Here is a 23,707-nt window from a genome sequence, read left to right on the forward strand (position 1 = left end):
GTCGTCGTGTGGGCAGGTCAGGCGCGGCCCGCCCACATGAAGCTGCTCGCCAGGGAGAACATGACGATGACGACCCAGACGGAGAGGGCGAAGGCGTTGAGGACGACGCCCCATGTGGCCGCACCGTGTGATGCCGGTTGCCGCGTGCCGGCGGCGACGCCGAGGCAGACGCCGATCAGGGGCACGACGATGGTCCATCCCAGCACCAGCGAGAGGAGTCCGAGGCCGATGCTGAGGATTCCGCGGTCCGAGACGATGAGCTGGGCCGTGGCGCTGGCATCGCCCTCTCCGGAGCCCTCCGAGTGCACGGGGGCGTCGAGCTGTGTGGTCATGTCTCCCTCATGGTCTTCATGTGCCGGCACCGCTCGCGAGCACGAGAGGCCGTCGGGGCCGACGGCGAATGGCGCGGGAGCGGTGCGACCGGCGTTCCGGAGCGCGGATGCGCCGCGCCGTGTGGCCGCGATGTCCCGACGGCCGCAGCATGTCGAGCGGTACGCATCGCGACGCCGCCGATGGTGGCCCCGTCACTCTCCCCCGAGCGTGCGGTCCCCCATCGGATGCCACGGAGGAGCCGGCAGGACCCTCGTGCATCGTTGGAGGCGAACCGCAGACGATCGCCGACCTTCTCCGCAATGGTCTCGTGCCGCCGCATGCGCGGCATCCCTCTGAGGAATGGACATGCCTCCTCCGGACGACGGACCAGCGCACGCGCCTCACGGGCCCGGCCCGGCGCCAGGGAGCGGCTGCGGATGCGTCCCCCGCGAGCTCGGACATCTCATCCGCTGTGCCCGCGTGCTGCTGGACCTCGATGACGCTTCCTCGGAGCGCGCTCGCCTCCACGAACCCGGGGCGGAGGAGGACGGGGTCTTCCTCGATCACCGCTTCCAGCGACGGTTGTCGGCCGCTCCGCGACGCGGTGAGGTCGCGTGAGGCCGCGGTCAGGTGACCTGGTCCATCTCAGCCATCATCCGCGTGATGTCATCGACGTCCAGCCGTCGCCGGTCACCGACGATGACACCGCCCGACAGGAAGATGACTCGGTCGGCCTGCGAGGCGGCGTACGGATCGTGGGTGCCCATGAGGATCGACTGCCCGTACTGACGGGTCGACGCCCGGAGCAGCGCGACGACCTCGGCGCCGACGCACGCGTCGAGATCGTCCGTCGGCTCGTCCGCGAGGACGAGGCGGGGCGAGGACGCGAGGGCACGGGCGATGGCCGCGCGGCGCTCCTGACCGCAGGTCAGCTCGTGCGGGAAGCGGAAGCGCTGCTCCTGCAGACCGAACGAGGCGACCAGCTCCCTCACGCGGTCGTCGTCCTCCGGGCGCATCGGCCGGCCGCTCCTGAGGAACGGGAGTCGGACATTGCTGATCACGTCGAGCGTCGGGACGAGGTCGAGCGGCCAGACGAAGCTGACGTCGCGCCGGCGCAGGGGGCCGATGTCGTCTTCGCGCATCCCGGTGATGTCGACGTCCCCCAGGTACGCGTGCCCCTCGATCGCCGTGTCGAGGCCTCCGACGACCTTCAGCAGCGTCGATTTCCCGGCCCCGGTGGGGCCGATGACCGCAGTGAGCTCCCCGTCGACGATCGACAGGCTGACCCCGTCGAGTGCGGTGGAGGGGGACGCATCGCCATAGGTCTTGCGCACGGCGACGATGTGGGCGACGACGGAGGGACTCGTGATGACCATGCGCCCGAAGGTACGAACGGGACGCGGTCCCTGTCATCGGCCGCGAGAGTCGGCCTCGTCATCCGCCCGGCGGACATCTGCACGACCGGCGTCCCGGACGCTCGGCCGGGTGATGATGCGACTGCAGGCGAGCCGAGGTGAGGCTGCCCGCGCTCCAGGACGAGGCGTGACGGTGCGTCCCCGCCACGCCGGATCGATCCGGTATGAATCCCAGGACGATATGCCGGTGCGAGCGGCCGGACGGCGCTGATGCGGGCGGACGGTGCGGCAAGCTGCGGCAAGGTATCGACCCCCGGCGTAGCCGTGCGCCACGACATGCACCACGGCGGTCGTCCCGCGAGCTCGGCCCGGGCGGTGGTGCGGCAGGTAGGCACAGCACCAGCGTGGCGGCAGCGCCCCATCATCTGAACGCAGAGGAGGCATCGTGCGTCACTTCCTCGGCGAGATGTCCCTCATCTCCCCGTCGTTCGTCGCTGTCGGGACCCTCGCCCCGCTGCTCCTGTTGGCGCTCCTCGCCGCACTCGCACGGCGGGGACGGCGTGTGCGCGGTGCGCAGGCGCGCTCCCCCCGATGGACGGTCGCGCACCTGGCGGCCGGTGCGCTCGTCGGCTCCGTGCTGGGACTGCTGCTCGGGTGGCTGGTCAGCGACGTCCTCGTCTCCTTCGGCTTCGGGCTCTCCGTTCCCACGAGGGCGTGGATCGCCGTGGGGATGGCGGAGCTCGGGGTGGCGATCGTCGTCATCGTCCTCAGCCGTCGCAGCGTCACGGGAGTCGGTGGGCGCGCCGCTCCGCCTCGCGGGCTGCGGATCCTCCATCAGACGCTGGCGGTCCTCTTGGCGCCGGTGGCTCTGCTCTCGGGCGCGATCGGGATCAACTCCGACGTCGAGGAGTACCCGAACATCGCGGCGGCGTTCGGGCTGGTGCGAGTAGGTCCCCTGGACCTTGCTGACATCCCCGGACCGCTCTCGACCCCCGGCTCCGAAGCCGCGACGTCGGCGGGGGGCGCCGCAGGTGCAGGAGGGAGGGAGGGGCAACCCCTGCGGGGAAGGAGCGGCACGGTCTCGATCCCCGGCACGGAGTCCGGCTTCTCCGCGCGCGACGCCATCGTCTACCTGCCTCCCGCGGCGCTCGTCCCCGATGCGCCCGAGCTGCCCGTGGTGATCGCGTTCGCCGGCGAGCCCGGCGCCCCCCTCGACCTCATCGTCTCCGCGCGGCTCGACCGCATCCTCGACGGATACGCGGAGGAGCATCAGGGGGTGGCGCCCATCGTCGTGATCCCCGACCAGCTCGGGGCTCACGACGCGAACCCGATGTGCGTCGATTCCCCGATCGGCAATTCGGCGTCGTATCTCACCCAGGACGTCCCGGCGTGGATCCGGAGCCATCTCCGCGTCCTCGATGACCCGACGCATTGGGGCGTGATGGGCTTCTCGCAGGGCGGCACCTGCGCGGCCCAGCTCGGGGCGAGCCGACCCGATGTCTTCGGAGGCCTCCTCGACATAGCCGGCGAGCTGGGTCCATACGCCGGGCCCACGACGGTGGACGTCGCGTTCGCCGGCGATCAGGCCGCGTACGAGGCGGCGTTCCCCCAGAACATCCTGGCGAGGAACGCGCCGTATGCCACGATGACGGCGCTGTTCTGCGTCGGCGACCAGGATCAGAAGTTCCGCCCCGCCGCCGAGGCCCTGCATGCCGCCGCGGAAGCCGCGGGCTTGGACTCGCGACTCCACCTCGTCAGCGGGAGCGCGCACGACTGGCGGACCGTCCGAGAGTGCGTGAAGGACGCCTTCCCGACGCTGGCGCAGCACCTCGCGGTGGCGCGGTGATCGCCTCACGATCGTCGAACGACGCCGTCCATGCCGACGCCGACGTTCACACGGAGCGCAGGAACCTCTCGAGGACGTGCGTCAGCTCCCGAGCGTCATGGGGGCTCAGCGCAGGCGCTCGGCCGACCGCCGCTCCTTCCAGGGCATCGCGGCGACGGAGGCTCACCTCCGTCAGGAGACGCCACCCCGGGCTGGTCAACGCGACGGTCGAGCCGGCGCCGTATGGGAGCTCGCTCACGAGATCTCGCGCGACCAGCGCGCGCAGGCTCGGGACGACCGCGGCTCGAGCCGTGTGGGAGCGCGCCGCGAGGGCGTTCCGATCCACCGGCTCGGGGTGCTCGAGGAGCGAGAGGAGCGTCCTCTGCAGCATCGTCAACGAGCCCCAAGCGGGGTCCGCGGCCAGGTCGAGCGCGCCGGCCACATCTCTCAGGGATCCCGCGAGTGCCAGGTAGGGATCGGTCATGTCTGCTCGAGCTCCCCGGACCGGGGCATCGGACCGGCGGCAGATGGACCCGTGGCCACGCGGATCTCCGACGCGGGACGGACCGCGACGCCCTCCACCGGTCGCCGGTCGTGATGGCTCACATCTCCACCTGGTTCCTCGGAGAGCCACAGGGTGTCATCTCGGCTCCTCACGGGAAGAGCGCCCGAGACGATCTCGGCGGCGGCCTGCCGGATCGTCATGCCCAGCTCCGTGGCTCGGCTGCGGAGCATGAGCATGCTGCCCTGACTCGTCGCCCCCGTCTGGTCCGCGATCGCTCCCACCGCCAACCGCACGACGCGACGCGACGACGCATCACCCCATGTGAGCTCGTCGGCGTCCGCGCGGTCGTCCGGCAGCATGGCCCGGTAGAGGACCTGGCGGGCGGCGATGCTGGCCAGCGTCTCCGCCGCGTGCAGTTGCACGTCGCTGAACGGTCTCGCATTCCAGGAATAGAGGTCGACGGCCCCGATGCTCGTGCCGGCCACGGTCATGGGCACGGAGAGGACGGCGCCGACGTGGGCATCGCGGAAAGCCCGGTGGTGAGGACCTTCACGTCCTCCTTCGCGGCGTGCATGGATGTCTGGTTCCGCCACGACTTGGGCCGTCGAGGCCGCCCGCCAGCATGGCCCTTCACCCAGGTCCAGCTGCAGGCCGGCCAGGGCGCCGAAGCCCGGGGACGTGGCGCACACGACGGCCGTGCCGAGCAGGTCGCCGATGGTCATGACCGCCGCGCCGTCCGTGCCGAGGGCGACGGCGATGGGGCCGCAGAGATCGGACCCGTGAGTCGTGGCCTTCCGCAATTCAGTCGCCGCGGCGAGGACGGCGCTGTCGTCGACACGTCCGATCGAGTCCATTGCCGCGCCTCCCGGATCGCTGGTCTCGGGCACGCGCGGCAGGGCGTCGGGTACCGGTGTCGATCTGATTTTCACCGTAGCTCGCCGCGGGACGGCCGCCGATCGCGAGCGGGTGAAGTCCGGGTGCCCGGGGAGACGGCTTTGCGGCCGTCTCGGGTGAGGACCAGGGTGGCGCCGTCGCGAGCCCAGCCCTCCCCCGACGGCACCGAGCTCAGTCACCACCACGACCTCCACAAGAGAAGGAACCCATCCGATGAGCAAGAAGAACTCCGAGGCGCGTCAGCGCGTCCGTGGCATCAAGGAGAAGGCCAGAGCAGCCCGCGACCTCGACGCGGTCACGGAGCGGCGCAAGCGGATCCGCATCCGCCTGGCCGTGTCCTCGGTGATGACGATCATCCTGCTCGCCGTCCTCATCACGATCGTCGTGGCGCATCAAGCGAATCTGGAGTCGTCGATGCCGCCCTCCGTGGACACGAGGGTCGTGTTGGCGCATGTCGCCGAGGAGGCCCCGTTGGCCACCGGGCTGGACAGCGTCCTCGTCGGCTCCCCTGACGCGCCCGTGACGCTGGACGTCTACGAGGACTTCTCCTGCCCGCACTGCGGGGCGTTCGAGGCCGCCTCAGGTCCGCTCCTCGACCGGATCATCGCCACGAGGCAGGTGCGCATCGCCTACCACCCGCTCCGGATCGTGAGCAACTACGGGACGGTCGCCGGGACCGCGGCAGCATGCGTGCTCGCCCACGATCCCGCCGACTGGCCGCGCATCCACTCCGCGCTCTTCCAGGATCACTCGGCGACGACGGACTCCTGGACGAAGAAGGACATGGCCAAGTGGCTCGCCGCCAAGGGCGTGGACCGCGAGGAGACCACCTCATGCACCGCGCGAGGCGGGTTCACCGGCTGGATCGACGCGAACACCCGAGCGGCCGCGGATGACGGGGTGACGGGAGTCCCCACGCTGCGGGTCGGGGAGCAGACGATCACGTTCACCACGGGGCAGGGCCTCGTGGATGCCCTGATGGCCGCAGGCGCTGTCCTCCCGGACGGGATCGCGAACCCGTGATTCGGGGTTCCCGGAGGCCGGAATGCGCCTCCGGGAACCGCGACGCCGACACGAGCGGCCAGGACGATGCCGGGCCCCTCTGGCAGCCGCGCCGCTCGAGCCCGTCCGGTTCCGACGGATGGCCGCACCTCGCGCGCTGTCCGGACGCGACGAAGGGGCCGCACGCCTTCCGCGTGCGGCCCCTTCGTGCATCGCATCGTCTTCGCGCAGGGCGTCGCGCCACGACGGCCCCCTCGCCCATGCATGCATTCATGCATGGGCCGAGCAGAAGACCCTGCCCGTGTTCGCTACCCGGTGACCCCATCCTGCTGGGCCTCGATGATGACGTTCTGCGTCGATGCGGTGCCGCCGGGCTTCTGGAGGCAGGTGATGACCACGAGCCGGCCTGGCACGTTCTCCCAGACCGCCGACGCCTCGGCGACGGCGGGCTTGTCGATCGTCTGCGTGCCCGTCACCGTGTACGAGGTGTCGTCGACGACGATCTTCGCGCCGAGCCCGACCTTCGATGACGCGTTGTCGACGTCGATGAGGTAGTTACCCGGTCCCGACCCGCCGTTGCGCAACGAGTGCATGACCACGAAGACGGTCCCCTTCGCCCCGTCCACCGGAGCGACCCCCTGATCGCGCACCCAGTACGCGGACGTGAAGCCAGGGGGCTCGATCACACCGCGCACCGACTTGAGCGCCCCCAACGGCACGTTCAGGCCGACGGAGTCGACGATGAACCGATCCGTGCCGACCTGCTCGACCGCATCTGACTCCTTCGCGGAGGGCGGCGAGAAGTCCTCGTACGCCACATGATTGCCCGCCAAGTCCAGCGGGCTCGAGAGGTAGCGAGCGATCCCGATGCTCGAGCTGATGAGGACGGCGACGGCGGCGGCGCCGGCGATGAGGATCCATCGCCGGCGCCGCACCTGCGTCTGTCGATCAGACACTGTCACCATCACGGCGACGACCGGCCATCAGCAGCACCAGCAGAGCCAGCAGCACGAGCACCGAACCACCCGCGAGCCCGAGCATCGGCCACACCTGCGCGGAACCGAGCGTCATCCCACCGGTCGACACCGTCGGGAACCGCGGCGGATCCGGGACGATGTTCGTCGTCGTCGCGCACCCACCCGCCGTCGAGCACGAACCCGACGGATCCGCCGGCACGACCGCGTTCTTCAGCTGCTTGTCACCCGTGTCGGGATCGTTGACCGTGAACGAGTACGTCACCGTCTTCGTCTCCCCCACACCGAGCGCACCCTTCCAGGACAGCGTCTGACCCGACACGGTCGCACCATTGCTGGCATCCCCGTTGTACGTCGCATCATCCAGCACCTCGGACAGGTCGTCCGTGAACGACGCCGGCTTCTCATCCGTGTACGCCGCCTGACCCGTGTTCGTCACCGTGATCGTGTACGACACCCGATCACCCGCAGCAGCACTCGACTTGTCCACCGACTTCGCAACCGCATACGTGGGCACGAAGTGCTCCACGGGCGGCGGCGGCGGGAAGTCAGGATCGTTCGGCACGGCCTGGTTCTTCAGGTGGTGATCCCCCGTGTCCGGGGTGTTGACCGTGAAGGAGTACGTGAACTCCTTCGCCGCGCCGGCCGCCAGAGCGCCGGACCACGAAGCGGTGTTCCCGTTCACGGTCGCACCACCGGTGACGTCTCCGTTGTAGGTCGCGTCATCGGTGACCATCGACAGGTCGTCCGAGAACCCGGCCGGGTCCGCGTCCGTGTAGTCGACGAGCCCGGTGTTGGTGACGGTGATCTTGTACGTGACCGTCTCACCGGACCGCAGAGCGGCGTCCGGCTTGTCGGAGGTCTTCTCGACCTTGTACTCCTTCACCGGCACCACGACCTCCGGCGGCGGCGTGAGGGTGGGGTCATCCGGGACAGCCTGGTTCTTGAGCTGGTGATCGCCCGTGTCGGGGGTGTTGACCGTCACCGAGTAGGTGAACGTCTTGACCTCGTCGACCGCGAGCGGCCCCTTCCAGGAGATGGTGTTCCCGTCCTTCGTCGCACCACCGGTGACGTCCTCGTTGTACGTGGCGTCATCGAGGACCCGCGAGAGATCGTCCGAGAAGCCCGCAGGATCCTCGTCCGTGTAGGCAGAACCGCCCGTGTTCGTCACCGTGATCGTGTACTTGACGGTGTCGCCGGCCTTGACGGAGCTCGTGTCAGCCGACTTCTCCACCTTGTACTCCTTCACCGGCACCACGACCTCCGGCGGCGGCGGGAAGTTCGGATCCCGGGGGATCGCCTGGTTCTTCAGCAGGTGGTCTCCCGTGTCGGGGTCGTCGACGGTCACGGTGTACGTGAACGTCTTCGCAGCTCCGATCGCGAGCGCGCCCTGCCACGACAGGGTGTTCCCGTTCTGCGTCGCACCACCATCGATGTCGCCGTTGTACTCGGCATCGTCCACGACCTGCGAGAGATCGTCAGAGAAACCCGCCGGGTCATCGTCGCTGTAGTCGACCTGACCGGTGTTGGTCACGGTGATCGTGTACGTCACCGTCTCACCCGGACGCACGTTCGCCGTGTCCGCCGACTTCTCGACCTTGTACTCCTTGACCGGCACGGTCACCGGCGGAGGCACGCCCCACGTCGGGTCCGTCGGGACGGCCTGGTTCTTCAGCACGTGGTCGCCCGTATCCGGGTTGTCCACCGTCACCGAATAGGTGAACCTCTTCACCTCATCGACGCCGAGCGCGCCCTTCCACGAGATGGTGTTGCCGTCACGCGTGGCACCACCGCTGATGTCGTCGTTGAACTTCGCGTCGTCGACGACCTGGGAGATGTCGTCGGTGAAGCCGGCCGGGTTCTCCGTGGTGTACGGAGCCTGACCCGTGTTGGTGAGCGTGATCGTGTAGGTGACCACATCGCCGGGGTTGGCAGTCGTCTTGTCCGCTGACTTGGTGACCGTACCCGCGCGCGTCGGCACGTCCGTCCGGCACGGGCCGTCGCAGCTGCTGCCGGGGCCGTCGGGGACGACCACGTTCTTCAGGTGCTTGTCACCCGTGTCCGGGGTGTTCACCTTGAACGAGTACGTGATCGTCCTGGTCTCACCCACGGCGAGCGGACCCGACCACGTCAGGGTGTTGCCCATGACCACGGCCCCGTCGGACGCGTCGTTGTTGTAGGTGGCGTCATCGGTGACATCGGAGAGGTCATCGGTGAAGCTCGCGGGCTCCTGGTTCGTGTAGGCGACCTGGCCGGTGTTCGTGACCGTGACGGTGTAGGTGACGGTCTCCCCCGGGTTGACTGCCTCGGCGTCGACCTTCTTCGTCACGCCGTACGACCGGACGGGCGTGCTCGTCTCGCAGCCACCCGACGTCTCGCAAGTTCCGCCCGGACCATCCGGGGTCACGGCGTTGTCGAGCTGATGGTCACCGGTGTCCGGGTTGTTCACCTTGAACGAGTACGTGATCGTCTTCGTCTCATCGGCCCCGAGGGCTCCTGACCACGAGAGGGTGTTGCCGTTGATGGTGGCACCCTGCGTCGCGTCCCCGTTGTAGGTGGCGTCGTCGGTGACCTTGGAGAGGTCATCGGTGAACGACGCCGGCCTCTCGGCCGTGTACGGCACGCCGCCGGTGTTCTTCACCGTGACGGTGTACGTGATGCTGTCGCCCGCGTTGACGACCGACTTGTCGGCCTTCTTCGAAGTCGTGTAGGAGGGGTCGCGGAACTCGACATTCGCGCAAGCGGGGAGGTCGAGGCCGCTGGTCGTCACGTTCGTGGTCGGGCAGTTCGAGTAGGTCCCGGCGGTCGCAGAGGTAACCTGAACGGTGATCGTGCACGATTTGTCGCCCGTCGCGAGCCTGCCATTGGTGACGTCGATGGTGTCACCACCGGCACTCGCGGTTGTAGTCGCGTTGCACGTGCCGCCAACGGTCGAATTCGCGAGCGTCAGACCTGAGGGGAGCTGGTCCTTGAACGACCAGCCGTTCTTCTGGCCGAGTTCGCTCGTGTTCGTGACCGTGAAGGTCAGCGTCGAGTTTTCGCCTGTGCGTTGGAGCGCCGGGCTGAACGACTTGTCCAATTGCGGCGTGACGTCAAGGATCTTCAGGTTATCGAAGGCGTGGTCGTTGCCGCCGTTCGACCCGTTGTTGTTGAGCATGCGCACCCCGATGGTGGACCCGGTAAAGAGCACCCCATCGTTACTGCGGACAGTCTTGACATTGACGTTCTTGGCACTACCGCTCCCAAGCGCAGGCGCCGCGACGGTATTGCCGTTCGTGCATCCATTAACTACGGGTCCGGCATTCGACGCTTCTCCTGCGTCGTTGATGAGCTGGAATTGCAGCAGTGGAGCGGATACTTCACAGCTTGTAGCGGCGACGTCAACACTAAATGCAACGAACCTGTTTGATGCCACAAACGGAACGTTAGTGGCGGTCTCGAATTCGACCTTGCCAGCCCCCACCGGTACGGGGCCAGATGTATAGGCGGAGACAGCGTAGTTGCCATTTGCCGTCGAAGCCGCTTGGCCATTATTGGTTGCAATCGCACGCGCTAACTGCTGAACATTGTTCCACGCTTCTCTCGTACCACAATCAGCGATCGGCGCGGCCGCATCCAAGTCTTCATTCGCCGAGGCAATCCAGCCGTTGCAGTTCTTGAGCCAGGCCTCGTCGGCTGTATATTTTTGACCGGTTGTTCCGGTGTAGTCGGTGAGCCGCTGAACGGGATTCACAGTGGCATTCTGGAAATCTTCCTCGTAAACCGTCGTCGGCTCACCAGGAGTACCGGGGCTACCTGCGGCAGCTTGCGCCGACGGCGCAGTCACGAGCGCCGAGGCGCTGAGTGACGCGGCGAGGATCGCGAGAGTCACGGTGACAGCCGTGAGGCTTCTACTACGCGGAGGCGCGCCATCTTGGCGACGTGAGAGAAAATGCGGCACGGTGTGTCCTTACTGTGGGGCCGAGCTCGCCAGGGTCGGGATGGTAGAGAGGCCTGGGAGCGTGCCCTAGTAGAACGGCTGGAGACCCCATGCTCCAAGTTCTGGAGCGAATACCACCCGTCTCCTCACCCTGGATCTTGCCGAAATCACCCACGATCGTCCCGGTGTGACGCTTCACCTGGCCGAATGTCCTCGATCTAACGACGACAGTTCTCGCCACCCGCACTCGAGCCGCTCATTCCCTACCTCTTCATCGTCACTTCACGATCATCACGTGATCAACCGGCAGGGATATGCGAATGCCGCGGGAGGGAATCGTCAGGACGGCGGCGGCGCCGGCGATGAGGATCCATCGCCGGCGCCGCACCTGCGTCTGTCGATCAGACACTGTCACCATCACGGCGACGACCGGCCATCAGCAGCACCAGCAGAGCCAGCAGCACGAGCACCGAACCACCCGCGAGCCCGAGCATCGGCCACACCTGCGCGGAACCGAGCGTCATCCCACCGGTCGACACCGTCGGGAACCGCGGCGGATCCGGGACGATGTTCGTCGTCGTCGCGCACCCACCCGCCGTGGAGCACGAACCCGACGGATCCGCCGGCACGACCGCGTTCTTCAGCTGCTTGTCACCCGTGTCGGGATCGTTGACCGTGAACGAGTACGTCACCGTCTTCGTCTCCCCCACACCGAGCGCCCCCTTCCAGGACAGCGTCTGACCCGACACGGTCGCACCATTGCTGGCATCCCCGTTGTACGTCGCATCATCCAGCACCTCGGACAGGTCGTCCGTGAACGACGCCGGCTTCTCATCCGTGTACGCCGCCTGACCCGTGTTCGTCACCGTGATCGTGTACGACACCCGATCACCCGCAGCAGCACTCGACTTGTCCACCGACTTCGCAACCGCATACGCCGTCACCGGTGTGGAGACAGGCGGGAACCCCTCGAGGGCGTTGGTCAGCACGCCGTCACCCGACCCGGCCGGCTTCACGGTGAAGGAGTAGGTGAACGTCTTCGTCTGACCGGCGCCCAGTGCCCCCTTCCAGGAAGCGGTGGTCCCGCTCACCGCAGCGCCGCCCGTGATGTCGCCGTTGTAGGTCGCATCGTCGGCCACATCGGAGAAGTCATCGGACATCGCCGCCGGATCGCCTTCGGTGTAGTCGTACTTGCCCGTGTTCTTCACCGTGACCGTGTACGTGATCGTGTCCCCTGGAGCCACCATGGTCTTGTCTGCGGACTTGGAGCGCTCCAGGAGCTTCACGGGCACCTGGGTGGGCGGGGTCACTGGCACTCGGGGCGGCCCCACAACACCATTGGTGAGCACCATGTCGCCGGTCACCGGGTCGTTCACGGTGAAGGAGTAGCGGAACGTGCGCGTCTCCCCGACCGCGAGGGCCCCGCTCCACCGCGCATCGTCCCCGTTGATCGCTAGTCCGTTGCTCGCGTCGTTGTTGTACGTCGCGTCGTCGGTGACCTGGGAGAGGTCGTCAGAGAAGGAGGCCGGGTCGCTATCCGTGTACGGGACCTGTCCGGTGTTCTTCGCCGTCACCGTGTACGTGACCTTCTCACCCGGGCTCAAGGACGACTTGTCCGCCGTCTTCGAGAGTTCGTAACGCTGGATGAGCGTCACGACGGGAGGGACGTCGGGGATCAGGTTGACCATGCGGTCGTTGCCAGAGCCCTCGGCCGTGACTGTGAACGAGTACGTGAAGCTCTTGGTCTCGCCGACTGCCAGGGCGCCCCTCCAGGACGCCGTGGTCCCATCCACTGACGCTCCCCCGGTGATGTCGTCGTTGTACGTGGCGTCGTCGGCCACGTCAGAGAAGTCGTCGGTGAATGACGCCGGGTCCTCCGTCGTGTAGGCATATCGCCCGGAGTTCGCCACCGTGACTGTGTACGTGACGATGTCCCCGATGCCCGCCGTCTGCTTGTCGACGGTCTTCGTCGTCTCGTACTGCTTGGACGCGTTCGTGATCTCGCATGAGTAGGGATCGTGGGTCGAGACCGCCAGCGTCCACGTGGGATACGAGCCACCTGTCTGGACGGCGCTGCCCGTCCTGGTATCCGTGCACACGAGGGTCCCGTTGTACTTGTCGGCGCCGCTGGACGACCCTTCGGCCATTCGGTCGGTGATCGTGTAGTTCTGTTCGTACTTGACGTTGGCATCTGGGCTGGTCGCCGAGTTGGCGGCCCCCGTGGTCGTCGCGGACGTCAGGGTCGTACCCGCCGAGTCGATGACCGCGACCGTGAACTGGTCTGAATCGGACACGCGTCCATCGACGGTCTTCGTGACCTTGATCGTCGGGCACAGCGACTTCGAGGTGACTTCCGCGCGGAATCCGGTCGCGGGGTCGGCGCTCTTCACCTCCACGATGATGGTGTTGCGTCCGCTCTTCCAGTCCCCCTTGAGCGACGTCGTGGCCGCTCTCCGATCTGTCGTGAAGCCGTCATGCGTGTACGGCGCATTGGGGTTCTGCGGTAGGTTCGTCCCCGTTTGAGCCATGTCGTTCACCCAGATGCCCGCGACGCTGTTGTCCGCGAGCCACCGCATGTCGAGCTGGAACGAGTCCGGGTCGACCTCGGGATCGAGGTCGAAATCGTACCGGTAGTACCAGTCGCCGGAGCCGTCCGATTGGTTCTGACCGACCGCGGGGGTGACGTATCTCGGTGAGATCCATTCGGACGTGCCGGACTGGCTGTTCGCCCACGCGTTGTTGACACGGCCGGCGTACGCCGGTTCGTAGGTCGTTCCCTGGGGAGGCAGCTCTGTCGAGCTCGCCCCTTTCACACCGGACGTGTGGTTGAAGCCGTCATATCCACCCGCTACCGTCCAGCGCTGGTCCTGGCTTCCCGGAGCCCTCCGTCCACCTGTAGCCGAGTCATAGCCCGTGTTGAAGATGGAGGAATCAGTGGAGCACCCTACGGCCGGCACCGTCGCCGCGTGCGCTGCCACCGGTGCGATTGTAGAGACAAACGCCGCCGCGGCTACGAGAGCCAGAACGATCGTCGACGCGACGGCGGAGACCCGTCTTTTCCCCCCGGAGAGCGGTGGTGATGATGCAACTCGGCGCATGGTGTATTCCTCTGTGTCGGGCACGCATTCCTCTGCACATGGCAGACCGCGTGCGGGCACGACCCATTAGAACCACCCGAAGATGGGGCTGCAAACGCTGCTCCGATCTTCACCCGATACTTCACCCGTCGCCCTGGGCGGGGAATGGATCGGTACGAAATAGGCGGCGTCGCGACGAATCCTCATGCCGGGTACGGCGAGTTCGCCCGCCAGCCGGCGTTCTCGGCCGACAGCAGGCGCATGAACCCCACACAGGACGGATTCCCACCACCGTCAAGCGCGGCCATGTGTGCTATTCACGCACGGCCGAGCTCGCGCGCGGATGCGGTCCCGGCATCCGCAGTTCGTTCATGTGCTGAACGCCCTCGCCCCCTCACGCGCGGCGCGGCGCCGCGCTGCGCCGCGAAGCCCCGGCTCGTCGCCGCACGCATTATTCAGGAATGGCCGTACATGGCCCCATAGGTGTCGCGGATGGCTTTCTCCACGACATGTCGGACCTTCCCGTCACCTTCGCCTGCGGCTCGCGCCCGGTCTATGAGGTCCAAGACCTCGGGCGCAAGTCGGGTGCTGAAGGGCAACGCCGTGTCTCGACGGGAACCCAGGCTCCGTACGGGAGCGTGGTCGGATGGAGATCGCGCCCCGATCGCGTGATCAGGCGCCGACGGCGTCTCGAGAGCCGGTTCCGGCGCCCGGTCCGCGCGGTAGTCGACGGGGTCGATTTGCTCATCCGCTGCGGGCACGGGGCGACGGCTCCGCCTCAGATCGGCGGGACGGTCGGGCATGTCGGCGCTCATCGGATCACCTGCTCGACGATCGAGGTGTAGGCATCCAGCACAGGTGCGCCCTTGCGATAGTTGCCGTACCACTCCCCTGACAGCCGGACTTCCTGCACGATGGCCCTCTTCGGGACGAACGGCACGAGCAGCATCCCCATCTCCCTGAGCTCCTCCACGCTGGCCACCTCGGGTCGCGTCATGATCGTGTCGTTGATGCCGCCGACGACCACGCCGGCCTCGTGCAACGCGACGGGCGCGTTGATGCGGATGCGGCTTTCCCGGAACTGCTGCACGGTGCGACGCGCACCCCGGACCCCGTCGATGCCGTCGCTCGACGCGGTAGAGGCGTACACGACCGTGTCCGATGCGTTCAGGGCAGCCAGGGTCAGAGGGCCGCCTTGTCGATTCGGGCAGTCGATGACGACCAGGTCGGCTTCGATCCCGTCCAACGACACGCTGAGGCGGAGTTCGGCATGGTCGGCTCGATCGGCCTCGCGGTTGGAGACATTCCGCGCCGACGGCAAGACCCGCAGATTCTCCGACCATGTGGTCGAGACCGCGAGGTCCTGTGCCCAGCCCTGCGGATCTTCGTTGCCCAAGATGGCGCCTACGTGGAGACCCTCCCCCGATGGCTCGACGTTGAGCCACTTCGTGGATGCCGCTCGAGGGTCGAGGTCAACGAGGACCGTTCGCCTCCCCTGGCTCGCCGCGATCATCGCCAATGAGACGGCTGTGGTCGTCTTGGAGACCCCCCCAGACTCGCTATAGACCATGACTGTTTGCATGACAGCCAGCATGCCAGTTGGCTTGCAATAACGCAATCTTGTCTGTCTGTCTGACTGAATGGAAGCTGTCCGTCATGCATGCAGTCCGTCCTGCAATACCGCCTGCACGCTTTACTACATGCTTGTTTACATGCCGCCATGCATGCATGCATGCAGCGACAGGGCGCCGTCTCCAGCGAAGATCGACCGTCGCTAACCGAGAACGACACAGGTTCGACCGGCGCGCGATTGCGCCTGTGAGAAGCGTGCGCACCTGATGGGGGAGTGAGACGCGACAGGGGCACGCCCACGGTGCCGCACCGCCTCGGCGCGACTCGCTCCCCTGACGCGAACGCGATTCGCCGCCCTATGACCTCCGCTCCGGCTGGCTCCACCCAGCGCCCGCCGACGCGCCCAACCGCAGTCACGCGCTCACAGGCGCGTTCGCCGCGGTCGGCACGTCATCTGCGGCAGTCGCTCGAACGGACACGAGCGCTTGCAGGACGCCACCGACATAGCCTTAGCGTGACGGACTCCCCGAGCCCCGGCTTACCCCTAGGGAGGCGATCACGCTGGCCGGCCTCCGCTCCCAGACGTCTGCACCGAGCTGTGTCCGATCGTCGGGGAGGCCCGAAGGACAGCGTGCCTTCCGCGGAGCACGTCACCGGGGGAGCGGGGTCGTACTCAGAGAGCTGGATAGCTGTTCGAGGATGACCTCCCCATCAGCATGGCCTGCGACATCCGATACGGGAGATCTTCTTCCCCTTCCCTCACGCCCTTATCTCACCGACGGCCATGTCGTGCCGCGCGTCCGGGACCCCTGGTAGAGGGCTTCCCCGCAACCACGAGGCAATGGGCCGCGGTGCGGACGACGAGGCACGAAGTCGACATGACCGCTGGTCCTGTGCACGCACCTCACGTCCCGTGCGCACGACCTACACCCGCCTATCCCGTGGATCGGCGCTTGGGTGTGCTGCAGACGGCCCGGATGACGCCCGAGGGATGCCCACATCCACACCCAGCGGATCCCGGGACTCATCGACCGAGTTCGCCGGATGCAGACCATTGCACGCACACCGGAGGGGCGACCCGCTCCACGCGGGTTGGCGACACATCAGACCGCGATCTTCCTCCGGCACCCGCGGCTCAACACGAGCGTGACCTCTTCCGTACCATCGCGGCTTCTCGGAAGCCACAACGCCGCGCCATCTCCCACGCATTCGTCTGTGGTCCGTCTCCGCGCGCAACACCTGTCATGCACTAGCTTCCTGCGAACCACGCATCACCGTGGTATCCGGCTAGGGAGTGAGGCAGCTCATGCGCAGAACACTGATCCTGTTCGTCATACCTCTCGCCGTCCTGTCAGGAGCGATGGCATCCCCGTTCCCGGCGACAGCGGCGGTCGCAGAGACGACTACGGACTCCTACCAGGTATCACCCGCGTCTCCCAAGGGTCAGGCAGCGGTACACGAAGTGACGGCGGTCCTCGTGTCGCCGGCGGGCACCAAGCGGGATTACACACGAGATACCGTCATCGCCTCGCTAGACAAGACGGCCGCGTACTTCGAGCGCGAGACGGACGGATTCGTGCGCTTCACCACCGTGTCCGTCAGCGACTGGGTGCAGCCGGACGACCCGAGCATCAGCTGCAGCGACAAAACCGGCGTCGAGTCCTTTGCCCGCAAGTACGCGAACTGGACCCCCGGACCCAACAAGCACCTCATGGCCTTCGTGCCCGATGGGAAGCAGTGCTCGCCCGTCGCCACCGGATCACTGCCGAGCAGCGTCAACACCGGGGGAGTGACGTACATCATGAATCCTCTGCCGGCGATCGTGGCTCACGAACTCGGACACAACCTCACTCTGTACCACGCCTCGAGCATCCAGTGCCAGTCGAGCTGGGACTTCGACGCGACCACCGGTCTGCCTACCTCATGCACACGCACGGAGTACGGGAACACCACGGATCTGATGGGATCCTCGTACGCGTTCTACCCGCTGTCCGCCCCGTCATTGGATCGTCTCGGCCTCATCTCCCATCGCGCCGTTCCGAAATGCGGCGCGACGCGGCGGATCCCGCTTCAGACCATGAGTGCCGGAGCGGAAACCCAGCGGGTGGTCTCCTGGGATGACCCGTCACATCAGTCAATCAAGTACTACGTCCAGTACAGCGACAAAGTCGATCAATCCGCGTACGACGGAGTATGGAAATCCGAGTACAAGGTCGCCCGACCATCCGGCGTTCAGATACTGCGCTCGGATCCCCAATCTCAGGACGGCGGCACGATCCTCGTACGTCCAGGTGACTCCGGGACCAGCAAGCAACTTGTGAGCGTCGGCGAGAAGGTCGCTCTCAGCGGCGGGATGTCCGTCTCCGTGGCCAGCATGGACGAGTCCTCGCACACGGCCGAAGTCGACGTCACCGTCCCCTGCCCGTCCGCAGCAGCAGGCGCGAGGAGGTGACCGAGCGCCCAGAGTCATTGCGCCTCATGCCGGCACGCAGCGCTAGTCGAGTGGTTGTGGTGAACGATACGTAGTGGCGTCGAGCAACATGCTGAACACCAACATGGTGATGACGGTGAAGTCCGTCGGGCTGTCACGGTCAGCTGCAGTCCCAGCCCATCCGGCTTGACCGCACTCCGCGCCTCCGGGCGCATGTGGTGCTGATGGTCCCGCAGCGTGCCCCGCCAGCGACGACCGCGCCGACCTACGTGAGCGCGTTCCCGGGAGAGCACAGGGTGCCGAGGCAACTGGTACGACGGCTCCCACCCCGAGAGCCGCGACGCCCAGCGCACCCTGCCTGGCCCGTGACATGACGATGACCATATGCGCCCGGCGAATATCGCAACGGTGGTGGGATTCGACTTTTCCCCATGTTGCGAACAGCCCATGGGCGTCGGAAGCCGCCGACAGAAGCCCTTCCGAAGTCTGTGGAAGCCCGGTGCGGCACAGGGACTTCGTCTGTACAGTCCCGATTGCCTCACGGGACACGCAACGCGCGTGCATGTTCACTCAGCACCAGTGCGCCACGCCTGCAGAACCAGACCGGGAACATGCCGTTGCCCTATCTCGTGCACCGCTGACGAGGCACGAGTGCGCCCCCCGCCTACTCCACAAGACCCACCTGCAATAGTTTCGTCCATTTTCTGATTGGAGCAAGAGCTTGCCAAGGAGATCCACACCCAGACACCGCCGAAACCGCCGTTGGGCCATCGTACTGAGTGGGGTGCTCGCTCTGACACTCGTCACAGCCGGTGCGGAGCCAGCAAGTGCGCAAGAGACGCGGAACCAGCTCCCCATCATCGCGGGAACGCGGGTGGAAGTGCCAGGCTCGCGACAGTGCACGGTCGGAGCAGTTCTCGTGGCCACGGGATTCTTTTCCAGCATCACACCATTTCAGCGCGGGGTCCGCTATCTCATGATAGCGAAGCACTGCGCCCAGAACGGGGCCGAGGTCAAGGTCGGAGGTGAAGTAGTCGGTTCGGTCACGTGGACAGCGCCAGACTACGATTTGGAGATGGTGCGCGTCGATCCCAATGTACGGCGCACTCCCGTGTGCACCGGCGCGTCCCAGCTACACAACTGCTTCATCAAAGAGGATATATTTCCCCGGGCCTTCGGGCGCGTTTTCCTCGATACGCCGTTCGGTGAGCGTCCCATCCCCATGCGGGCCGGTGCACAACCCGGAGCCGATGAGACTTTCTGCACGAGCGGGAGCAGCACGGGCGTGAACTGCTCATGGACAAGCGCTCCGACGCCCGCCCGTGGTTATGAACCCGGCGAAGTGGCCGCAGCCCACGCAAGCGGTATCGGCGTCATCATGGGAGACTCCGGAGGCCCGGTCGTCGGTGTCAATGGCCAGTTCTACGGCATCATCGTGACCCAGGGGCTTCAAGAGAACGTCGGCCTCATGGGCTACATCCCAGCCAGCCGTGTCCTCGGGGAGGTCTCGAGCAACTACGCTCTCGCTGACCCGAACTGACCCGGGTGCCGCGACCGAGGAGGGTCGCTGGTACCCACGCACCGTGCGTCGGGCCTGATGCAGAATCTCAGGATCGTGGTCATCCCCGACGCACGGGCCGCGCCCGACGTTGCGTCACCTACGCTGACGTTCTGGTCACGAGCCGTCGACGCCGCCAAGTGACGCGATCGATGCGCCATGCACCCGTTACTCCGCCTCGACAGGCGGTTCCACGACACTGTCATGTGCGGGAAACCTCTAGGCCGATGGCTGCGAGAGCGGGCGTGGCAAGCAAAGCGCGTCATGGAAGACGAGAGCCAGCATCCGGAGGACGCGACACCGCCATTCGGAGGCTCGGACTGCGGGACATGCATCCGCCATGACACATCACGCGACATCACCGAGGTACTGCCAGCGGGCTTCAGGGTCGAGGGCCCCCTGGATGACGAGCGCCCGCGCTGCTCGATGGTCGGCACGACTGTTGGTCCGCGGGTAGCGCGGCCACACACGCTCACCCGTCCCTGATCCTGCGAATAGCGGTCGACTCGATGCAGTAGGACGTCGAGGACGAGCTCGCGGGGCCGTGTGCATCGTCATGAGCTCGGCGTTCCACCAGGCCCAGACCTCCCGCTCGGCGCGGTACCGGTGCGCCCGATCCACGAGGATCCCGGAGACATCGAGCGCACGGGCGGCCGCGTCTCGGAGATCGCGTACAGCACGAGCCCATCCGTCGGGGTCAGCCTTGATCAGGCGGTGTCTGCGGAGCCTACTGAAGATGGTCGCCGTATGCCGGGCAGTGACGCCGAGCAATCCCGCGGCCCTGTCGACCGTCAACGCCCCCTGGCGACCGAGGGTCGCATACACCTTCCCAGCGAGATGACCCAGACCTGGGCGCGTGAAAAGGTCGTGCCGCTGGTCGGTCAGTTCGTTCTCGAGGATGCTGGCGAGTTCCGCACGACGCCCGAAGAGTTCGGAAGGGGGGGCGGGGTTATCTAGTGGTTGTGACCCAACCGTGTGCCGAGGTGTGGAAAGTCGCCAGGTCACCCGCCATTCAGCAGCGTTGCCGGCGTCAGCGACAGTCACTCGCTTGACGAACCCCGCCTCGGCGAGGGCGACGAGGGCTCGCTGTGCGGTGCTGCGGCCCAACCCGGTCATCAGGGCGAGATCCCGGATGGAAGCCGCCACGGTCCGTTTGCCGGTCTGCAGAGTCAGGTACACCAGGGCGGTGAGGATCGAGCGCCGCGAGACGGCGGCCTCGGAACGTCCCCACCGGCCGGGGGTGACGCGGAATGAGGTGAGGATGGAGTCGACGTCTCGGATGATCGCCGCGAGTTCCGTGAGGTCTCGCGTTTCGCGCGCGGACGGGAGCGGGCGCTGCACCGCCGCATATTGCTGGGCCTTGGCCCACTGCCGCTCGAGGCGCTCTCGTGCTTCGTTGACGTTGCGCTTCCTCCGAGCACCCCGGCCTGCGTTCTTGGTCCGGTAGTGCTCCATCCCCGGCGCGGTACGAGCGGCGTGCTCGACATCGCTGAAGGTCCAGCCTGCGTTCGCGGCAGAGAGCAGGCACATGAAGCCGGTCCAGGACGGGTTGCCGCCGCCACCGATCGTGGCCATGTGCGCGATTCCGGCGCGGCTGAGCTTCCGGTGCGCCCGATGCTCGCTGTCAACGGGACCGGAGGGATCGCTGTCGGCCCCGCGGGTCGGCATGCGGTTCGTCAACAGTGCCGTGAGGGCGTCGAGGTCCTGCGCCGACGTCGAGGGGACCAGGAGCGAGCTCACGTCTCCAGCGAGCACGCGCGAGTTCGTCCCGTCACGATGCGGGGACAGGGGAGGACGAGCGGCACCCTCGGCGGGGTTGCGGAGCATCCCGTGGTCCAGGGTGGGGAAGTTCGCGCGCGCCGCGGACGCGAGGGCACCGACCTGAGCGGCGTCGGCGCCGCCCTGGACGGCGAGCCACACATGACGGCCGCCGGCGCCGGAGGAACGGCACAGAACATGGGCGATCGCGAGCTCGTCGAGCATGCGAGCAAGCACGGCCGCCTGATCCTGCGCCTGTTCCATCAGCTCGGGCACCGCACCTGAGCTGTCCTTGCCGTCGAAGTCGAAGCAGATGAGCCGGTAGCGGCCGGCAGCGTCGGCGAGGCGGATCGCCCACGGCGTCGCTGGCGCATCCGGGCCCAGCGGGTGCAGACGAGGGTAGCTGTTGGTGTCCAGGCGCCCGTAGGCGTCGCGGATCATCGCGCGCACCTGGTCCCGTGGACTCAGACGGCGTGTCAGCTCCCATGCGGAGCCGATGGACGGCGACACGCCGGGGGGGTTCTCAGGCCGACGTTCTGGCGCTTGCAGGCGCGATGGAGCTACTATGGCGACATCTCCTCGGAGGTACAACAAAGACCCGGTTGGTAGCCGGTGTGGATGTGGTGGAGCTCGGACCCTGGGTTGGTAGCCGTTGAGGGGGTCGGAGCTACGAATCTTCAAGAGCCCGTCGTTGGTAGCGACGGGCTCTTATTCGTTAACTGGTCGTCGGGCTGGCCTCCTCGGAAGCAGTCGCAGGGGAGAGCACGGGCAGTGCTCCCAAGTCGTTGCGCAGCGGTGCTGCGGGGCGCTCGGGGGAGAGCGAGAGGGACAGACCATCGGCCGCGAACGCGGCAGCGGACGCAGTGGCGAGGACTGCGGCGCCGGTGTCGGATGCAAGCCGGGTCTCGTGTGCCTCGGCGGACTCCCCTCGAGGACGTATGTCGCGTCGCGGGCCGATGGGGGTGCTCGTCATGCGGCGGGTCTCGCCCTCGAAGGGGTCGCTGACGTCCTGGTTGGAGTGCGTATCGCCGCACCCTTGGACGGATTTCGCGGCGAGTCCATCTACAACCCGGTGTTCGTGGGTTATGCTCGCGGACATAGAGAGACCTCCTGTGAAGGCTGGTTGATCTGGATTAGCTCGCACCTCGAGCCGGCAAGCAATGACGGTGGGAGCTACAACACGTGTTGGGGGTCTGCCGCGAGAGCGGCGGGCCCCCCTTGCTTTTAGGCGACGTCTGCGATGGGCAGCTCCTGTCGGGTGGGTATCCTCACTGGCTGGACCGTGACGAGCTCGGGCATGCCGAGGTTCTGCGCGAGGAGCGCGGCGATGTAGTCACTCACCGTCATGCCGCGCATGTCGGCTTGGGCCTTGACGGCCTCGCCGAGGGGCGCGGGGACCCGCGACAGGAGCGCCTGCCGGTCGCCCTTTGCCGGTCGTCCTCCGTGGTGTCGCTGTGCAGCCATGTCTCGGAGGTTAGTGGCTGCTTGATTCAGAAACAGCTCTCGTTCGCGGCGTGTCCGATCCGTGTCGTGCAGGACACCGTGCCGTGGTGGGTGATGCTCTGCGTCTCGAGCGACGCGAGCACAAGGTCTTCGTCCGAACCCGACGGCGGCCGGTGCAGTCGCAGCTCGCCGGAGACGCAGACGCGCTCACCTGCATCTAGGCCGAGGAGCACGGTGACAGCCAGGGAGCCCCGGCACACGACCTCACAGCATGCCGCCGACGAGGTCGATGATCCACCTCGTACCGGATCGGCGCAGGTGAAGGTGGCGGTGATCGCGCCCGCGTCATCAGCGAGCAGGGGCCCGTCTATGACGATCCCATGCAGTAGGACTTGCATCGCACCTCCCCGCCTATTGGTACTTTATAGACCAATAAGTGCTACGTACGCGCTATTTGGACACACTCGCGAGGTGCCCAGACGCGTCGCCCCGCCCCTCCCCACCGAAGTCGGCATCAGCGTCGACGCCCTCGGTAGTCGGGTGAGGGTGGGCTTGATCCGCCATCTGCTGGCGCATGGGCCGAAGACACGACCGGAGCTGGCACGGGACATGGGGCTCTCGAGCTCGATGGTGGCGAAGCACCTCGACGTCCTCGAGAAGCTCGGAGCAGTAGCCCTGGACCCTCCCCGCTCGGAGCCGGACAGAAAGCCCCGCCGCTATGTGGTGCAGCAGAAGCGCGTCGATGGCATGTTGAAGACGCTGTCGATGGCGCTGACGGGTGCTCTCTAGGAGCCGAGCGGCCGTCGCCCGGAGCGGGTGGTCTCCGGCCGCTGCCAGAGCCCTTCAGCGCGGTCGGCGCGAGGGAGCAAGAGGGCCCCACCGCCATGAGCGCAACGAAAGCTCTTCGACGCCGGAGCCGGCGTTGAGGCAGGGGAGGGAGAGGGGAACATCACAGCAAAGGCGCGGTAGGCCGTCGAGCCCGTGGCACACGCACGTATCCCCAGGGCGCGCACAGCATGGTGACGGTGGATGCCCCCTGAGATGCAGATGGGCAGAAGCCCGCCGAGGCCCGAGAGGCCTGG

General features: G+C 66.9%; 16 protein-coding genes. 5 read left to right on the forward strand and 11 right to left on the reverse strand.

Features of this window, described 5'->3' with window-relative positions; translation table 11 throughout:
• Positions 1-17 precede the first annotated feature (17 nt).
• Together ITJ44_RS15415 and ITJ44_RS15420 are read right to left on the reverse strand one after the other, a co-directional pair.
• A complete protein-coding gene (locus ITJ44_RS15415; RefSeq protein WP_194636428.1) occupies positions 18-332 on the reverse strand; it encodes a hypothetical protein in 315 nt (104 codons plus the stop codon).
• Positions 333-938: 606 nt separating this feature from the next.
• Positions 939-1,688, reverse strand: a complete 750-nt coding sequence (locus ITJ44_RS15420; protein WP_194636429.1) for an ABC transporter ATP-binding protein — start codon at positions 1,686-1,688, stop codon at positions 939-941.
• Between the two features lie 424 nt (positions 1,689-2,112).
• Between ITJ44_RS15420 and ITJ44_RS15425 the strand changes: the two genes are divergently transcribed.
• On the forward strand, positions 2,113-3,513 hold the full coding sequence (locus tag ITJ44_RS15425) for an alpha/beta hydrolase-fold protein (protein ID WP_194636430.1): 1,401 nt from the start codon (positions 2,113-2,115) through the stop codon (positions 3,511-3,513).
• A 46-nt stretch (positions 3,514-3,559) separates the two neighbouring features.
• On the opposite strand, the gene ITJ44_RS15430 is transcribed toward ITJ44_RS15425, so the two are convergent.
• Both ITJ44_RS15430 and ITJ44_RS15435 read right to left on the reverse strand, forming a co-directional pair.
• Entirely contained in the window at positions 3,560-3,976 is a 417-nt protein-coding gene (locus ITJ44_RS15430) for a hypothetical protein (protein ID WP_194636431.1), read from the reverse strand.
• A complete protein-coding gene (locus ITJ44_RS15435) occupies positions 3,973-4,884 on the reverse strand; it encodes a GAF domain-containing protein (RefSeq protein ID WP_194636432.1) in 912 nt (303 codons plus the stop codon). The genes ITJ44_RS15430 and ITJ44_RS15435 overlap by 4 nt, the downstream gene beginning before the upstream one ends.
• A gap of 220 nt (positions 4,885-5,104) precedes the next feature.
• Between ITJ44_RS15435 and ITJ44_RS15440 the strand changes: the two genes are divergently transcribed.
• Positions 5,105-5,914 (forward strand): thioredoxin domain-containing protein, encoded by an 810-nt coding sequence (locus tag ITJ44_RS15440; protein WP_194636433.1) that lies wholly within the window; start codon positions 5,105-5,107, stop codon positions 5,912-5,914.
• A 287-nt stretch (positions 5,915-6,201) separates the two neighbouring features.
• Here ITJ44_RS15440 and ITJ44_RS15445 read toward each other — a convergent pair whose 3' ends face one another.
• The 4 genes from ITJ44_RS15445 to ITJ44_RS15460 all read right to left on the reverse strand — a co-directional run bounded on the left by ITJ44_RS15445 (position 6,202) and on the right by ITJ44_RS15460 (position 15,457).
• Positions 6,202-6,849, reverse strand: coding sequence for a class F sortase (locus ITJ44_RS15445; protein ID WP_228495232.1), 648 nt, complete (start codon positions 6,847-6,849; stop codon positions 6,202-6,204).
• Positions 6,842-10,738, reverse strand: coding sequence for a DUF11 domain-containing protein (locus ITJ44_RS15450; RefSeq protein ID WP_194636435.1), 3,897 nt, complete (start codon positions 10,736-10,738; stop codon positions 6,842-6,844). Before ITJ44_RS15450 ends, ITJ44_RS15445 begins: the two co-directional genes overlap by 8 nt.
• 449 nt (positions 10,739-11,187) lie before the next feature.
• A complete protein-coding gene (locus ITJ44_RS16205; protein WP_194636436.1) occupies positions 11,188-13,908 on the reverse strand; it encodes a DUF11 domain-containing protein in 2,721 nt (906 codons plus the stop codon).
• Positions 13,909-14,674: 766 nt separating this feature from the next.
• Positions 14,675-15,457 (reverse strand): ParA family protein, encoded by a 783-nt coding sequence (locus ITJ44_RS15460; RefSeq protein ID WP_370551716.1) that lies wholly within the window; start codon positions 15,455-15,457, stop codon positions 14,675-14,677.
• A gap of 1,272 nt (positions 15,458-16,729) precedes the next feature.
• On the opposite strand from ITJ44_RS15460, the gene ITJ44_RS15465 reads away from it, so the two are divergent.
• A complete protein-coding gene (locus ITJ44_RS15465; RefSeq protein WP_194636438.1) occupies positions 16,730-17,887 on the forward strand; it encodes a hypothetical protein in 1,158 nt (385 codons plus the stop codon).
• Positions 17,888-18,785: 898 nt separating this feature from the next.
• The gene (locus ITJ44_RS15470; protein WP_194636439.1) at positions 18,786-19,406 is read left to right on the forward strand and encodes a serine protease; all 621 of its coding nucleotides are present in this window, start codon (positions 18,786-18,788) and stop codon (positions 19,404-19,406) included.
• 366 nt (positions 19,407-19,772) lie between these two features.
• Here ITJ44_RS15470 and ITJ44_RS15475 read toward each other — a convergent pair whose 3' ends face one another.
• From ITJ44_RS15475 to ITJ44_RS15485, 3 genes are all read right to left on the reverse strand, one after another.
• The gene (locus ITJ44_RS15475; protein ID WP_194636440.1) at positions 19,773-21,623 is read right to left on the reverse strand and encodes a helix-turn-helix domain-containing protein; all 1,851 of its coding nucleotides are present in this window, start codon (positions 21,621-21,623) and stop codon (positions 19,773-19,775) included.
• A 783-nt stretch (positions 21,624-22,406) separates the two neighbouring features.
• Positions 22,407-22,646, reverse strand: coding sequence for a hypothetical protein (locus tag ITJ44_RS15480; RefSeq protein WP_194636441.1), 240 nt, complete (start codon positions 22,644-22,646; stop codon positions 22,407-22,409).
• A 26-nt stretch (positions 22,647-22,672) separates the two neighbouring features.
• Entirely contained in the window at positions 22,673-23,023 is a 351-nt protein-coding gene (locus tag ITJ44_RS15485; RefSeq protein ID WP_194636442.1) for a hypothetical protein, read from the reverse strand.
• 73 nt (positions 23,024-23,096) lie between these two features.
• On the opposite strand from ITJ44_RS15485, the gene ITJ44_RS15490 reads away from it, so the two are divergent.
• Positions 23,097-23,414 carry a helix-turn-helix transcriptional regulator gene (locus ITJ44_RS15490; RefSeq protein ID WP_194636443.1) on the forward strand — a complete coding sequence of 106 codons (318 nt, stop codon included), beginning with the start codon at positions 23,097-23,099 and terminating at the stop codon, positions 23,412-23,414.
• Positions 23,415-23,707: the final 293 nt, after the last annotated feature.

Source organism: Clavibacter sp. VKM Ac-2873 (assembly GCF_015351075.1).
Classification (GTDB): Bacteria; Actinomycetota; Actinomycetes; order Actinomycetales; family Microbacteriaceae; genus Clavibacter.

Bases quoted from the DNA above. Each gene is read 5' to 3' on its own strand.
- ITJ44_RS15415 (WP_194636428.1), bottom strand. From the start codon at position 332: ATGACCACACAGCTCGACGCCCCCGTGCACTCGGAGGGCTCCGGAGAG.
- ITJ44_RS15420 (WP_194636429.1), bottom strand. From the start codon at position 1,688: ATGGTCATCACGAGTCCCTCCGTCGTCGCCCACATCGTCGCCGTGCGC.
- ITJ44_RS15430 (WP_194636431.1), bottom strand. From the start codon at position 3,976: ATGACCGATCCCTACCTGGCACTCGCGGGATCCCTGAGAGATGTGGCC.
- ITJ44_RS15440 (WP_194636433.1), top strand. From the start codon at position 5,105: ATGAGCAAGAAGAACTCCGAGGCGCGTCAGCGCGTCCGTGGCATCAAG.
- ITJ44_RS15460 (WP_370551716.1), bottom strand. From the start codon at position 15,457: ATGCTGGCTGTCATGCAAACAGTCATGGTCTATAGCGAGTCTGGGGGG.
- ITJ44_RS15475 (WP_194636440.1), bottom strand. From the start codon at position 21,623: ATGATCCGCGACGCCTACGGGCGCCTGGACACCAACAGCTACCCTCGT.
- ITJ44_RS15480 (WP_194636441.1), bottom strand. From the start codon at position 22,646: ATGGCTGCACAGCGACACCACGGAGGACGACCGGCAAAGGGCGACCGG.
- ITJ44_RS15485 (WP_194636442.1), bottom strand. From the start codon at position 23,023: ATGCAAGTCCTACTGCATGGGATCGTCATAGACGGGCCCCTGCTCGCT.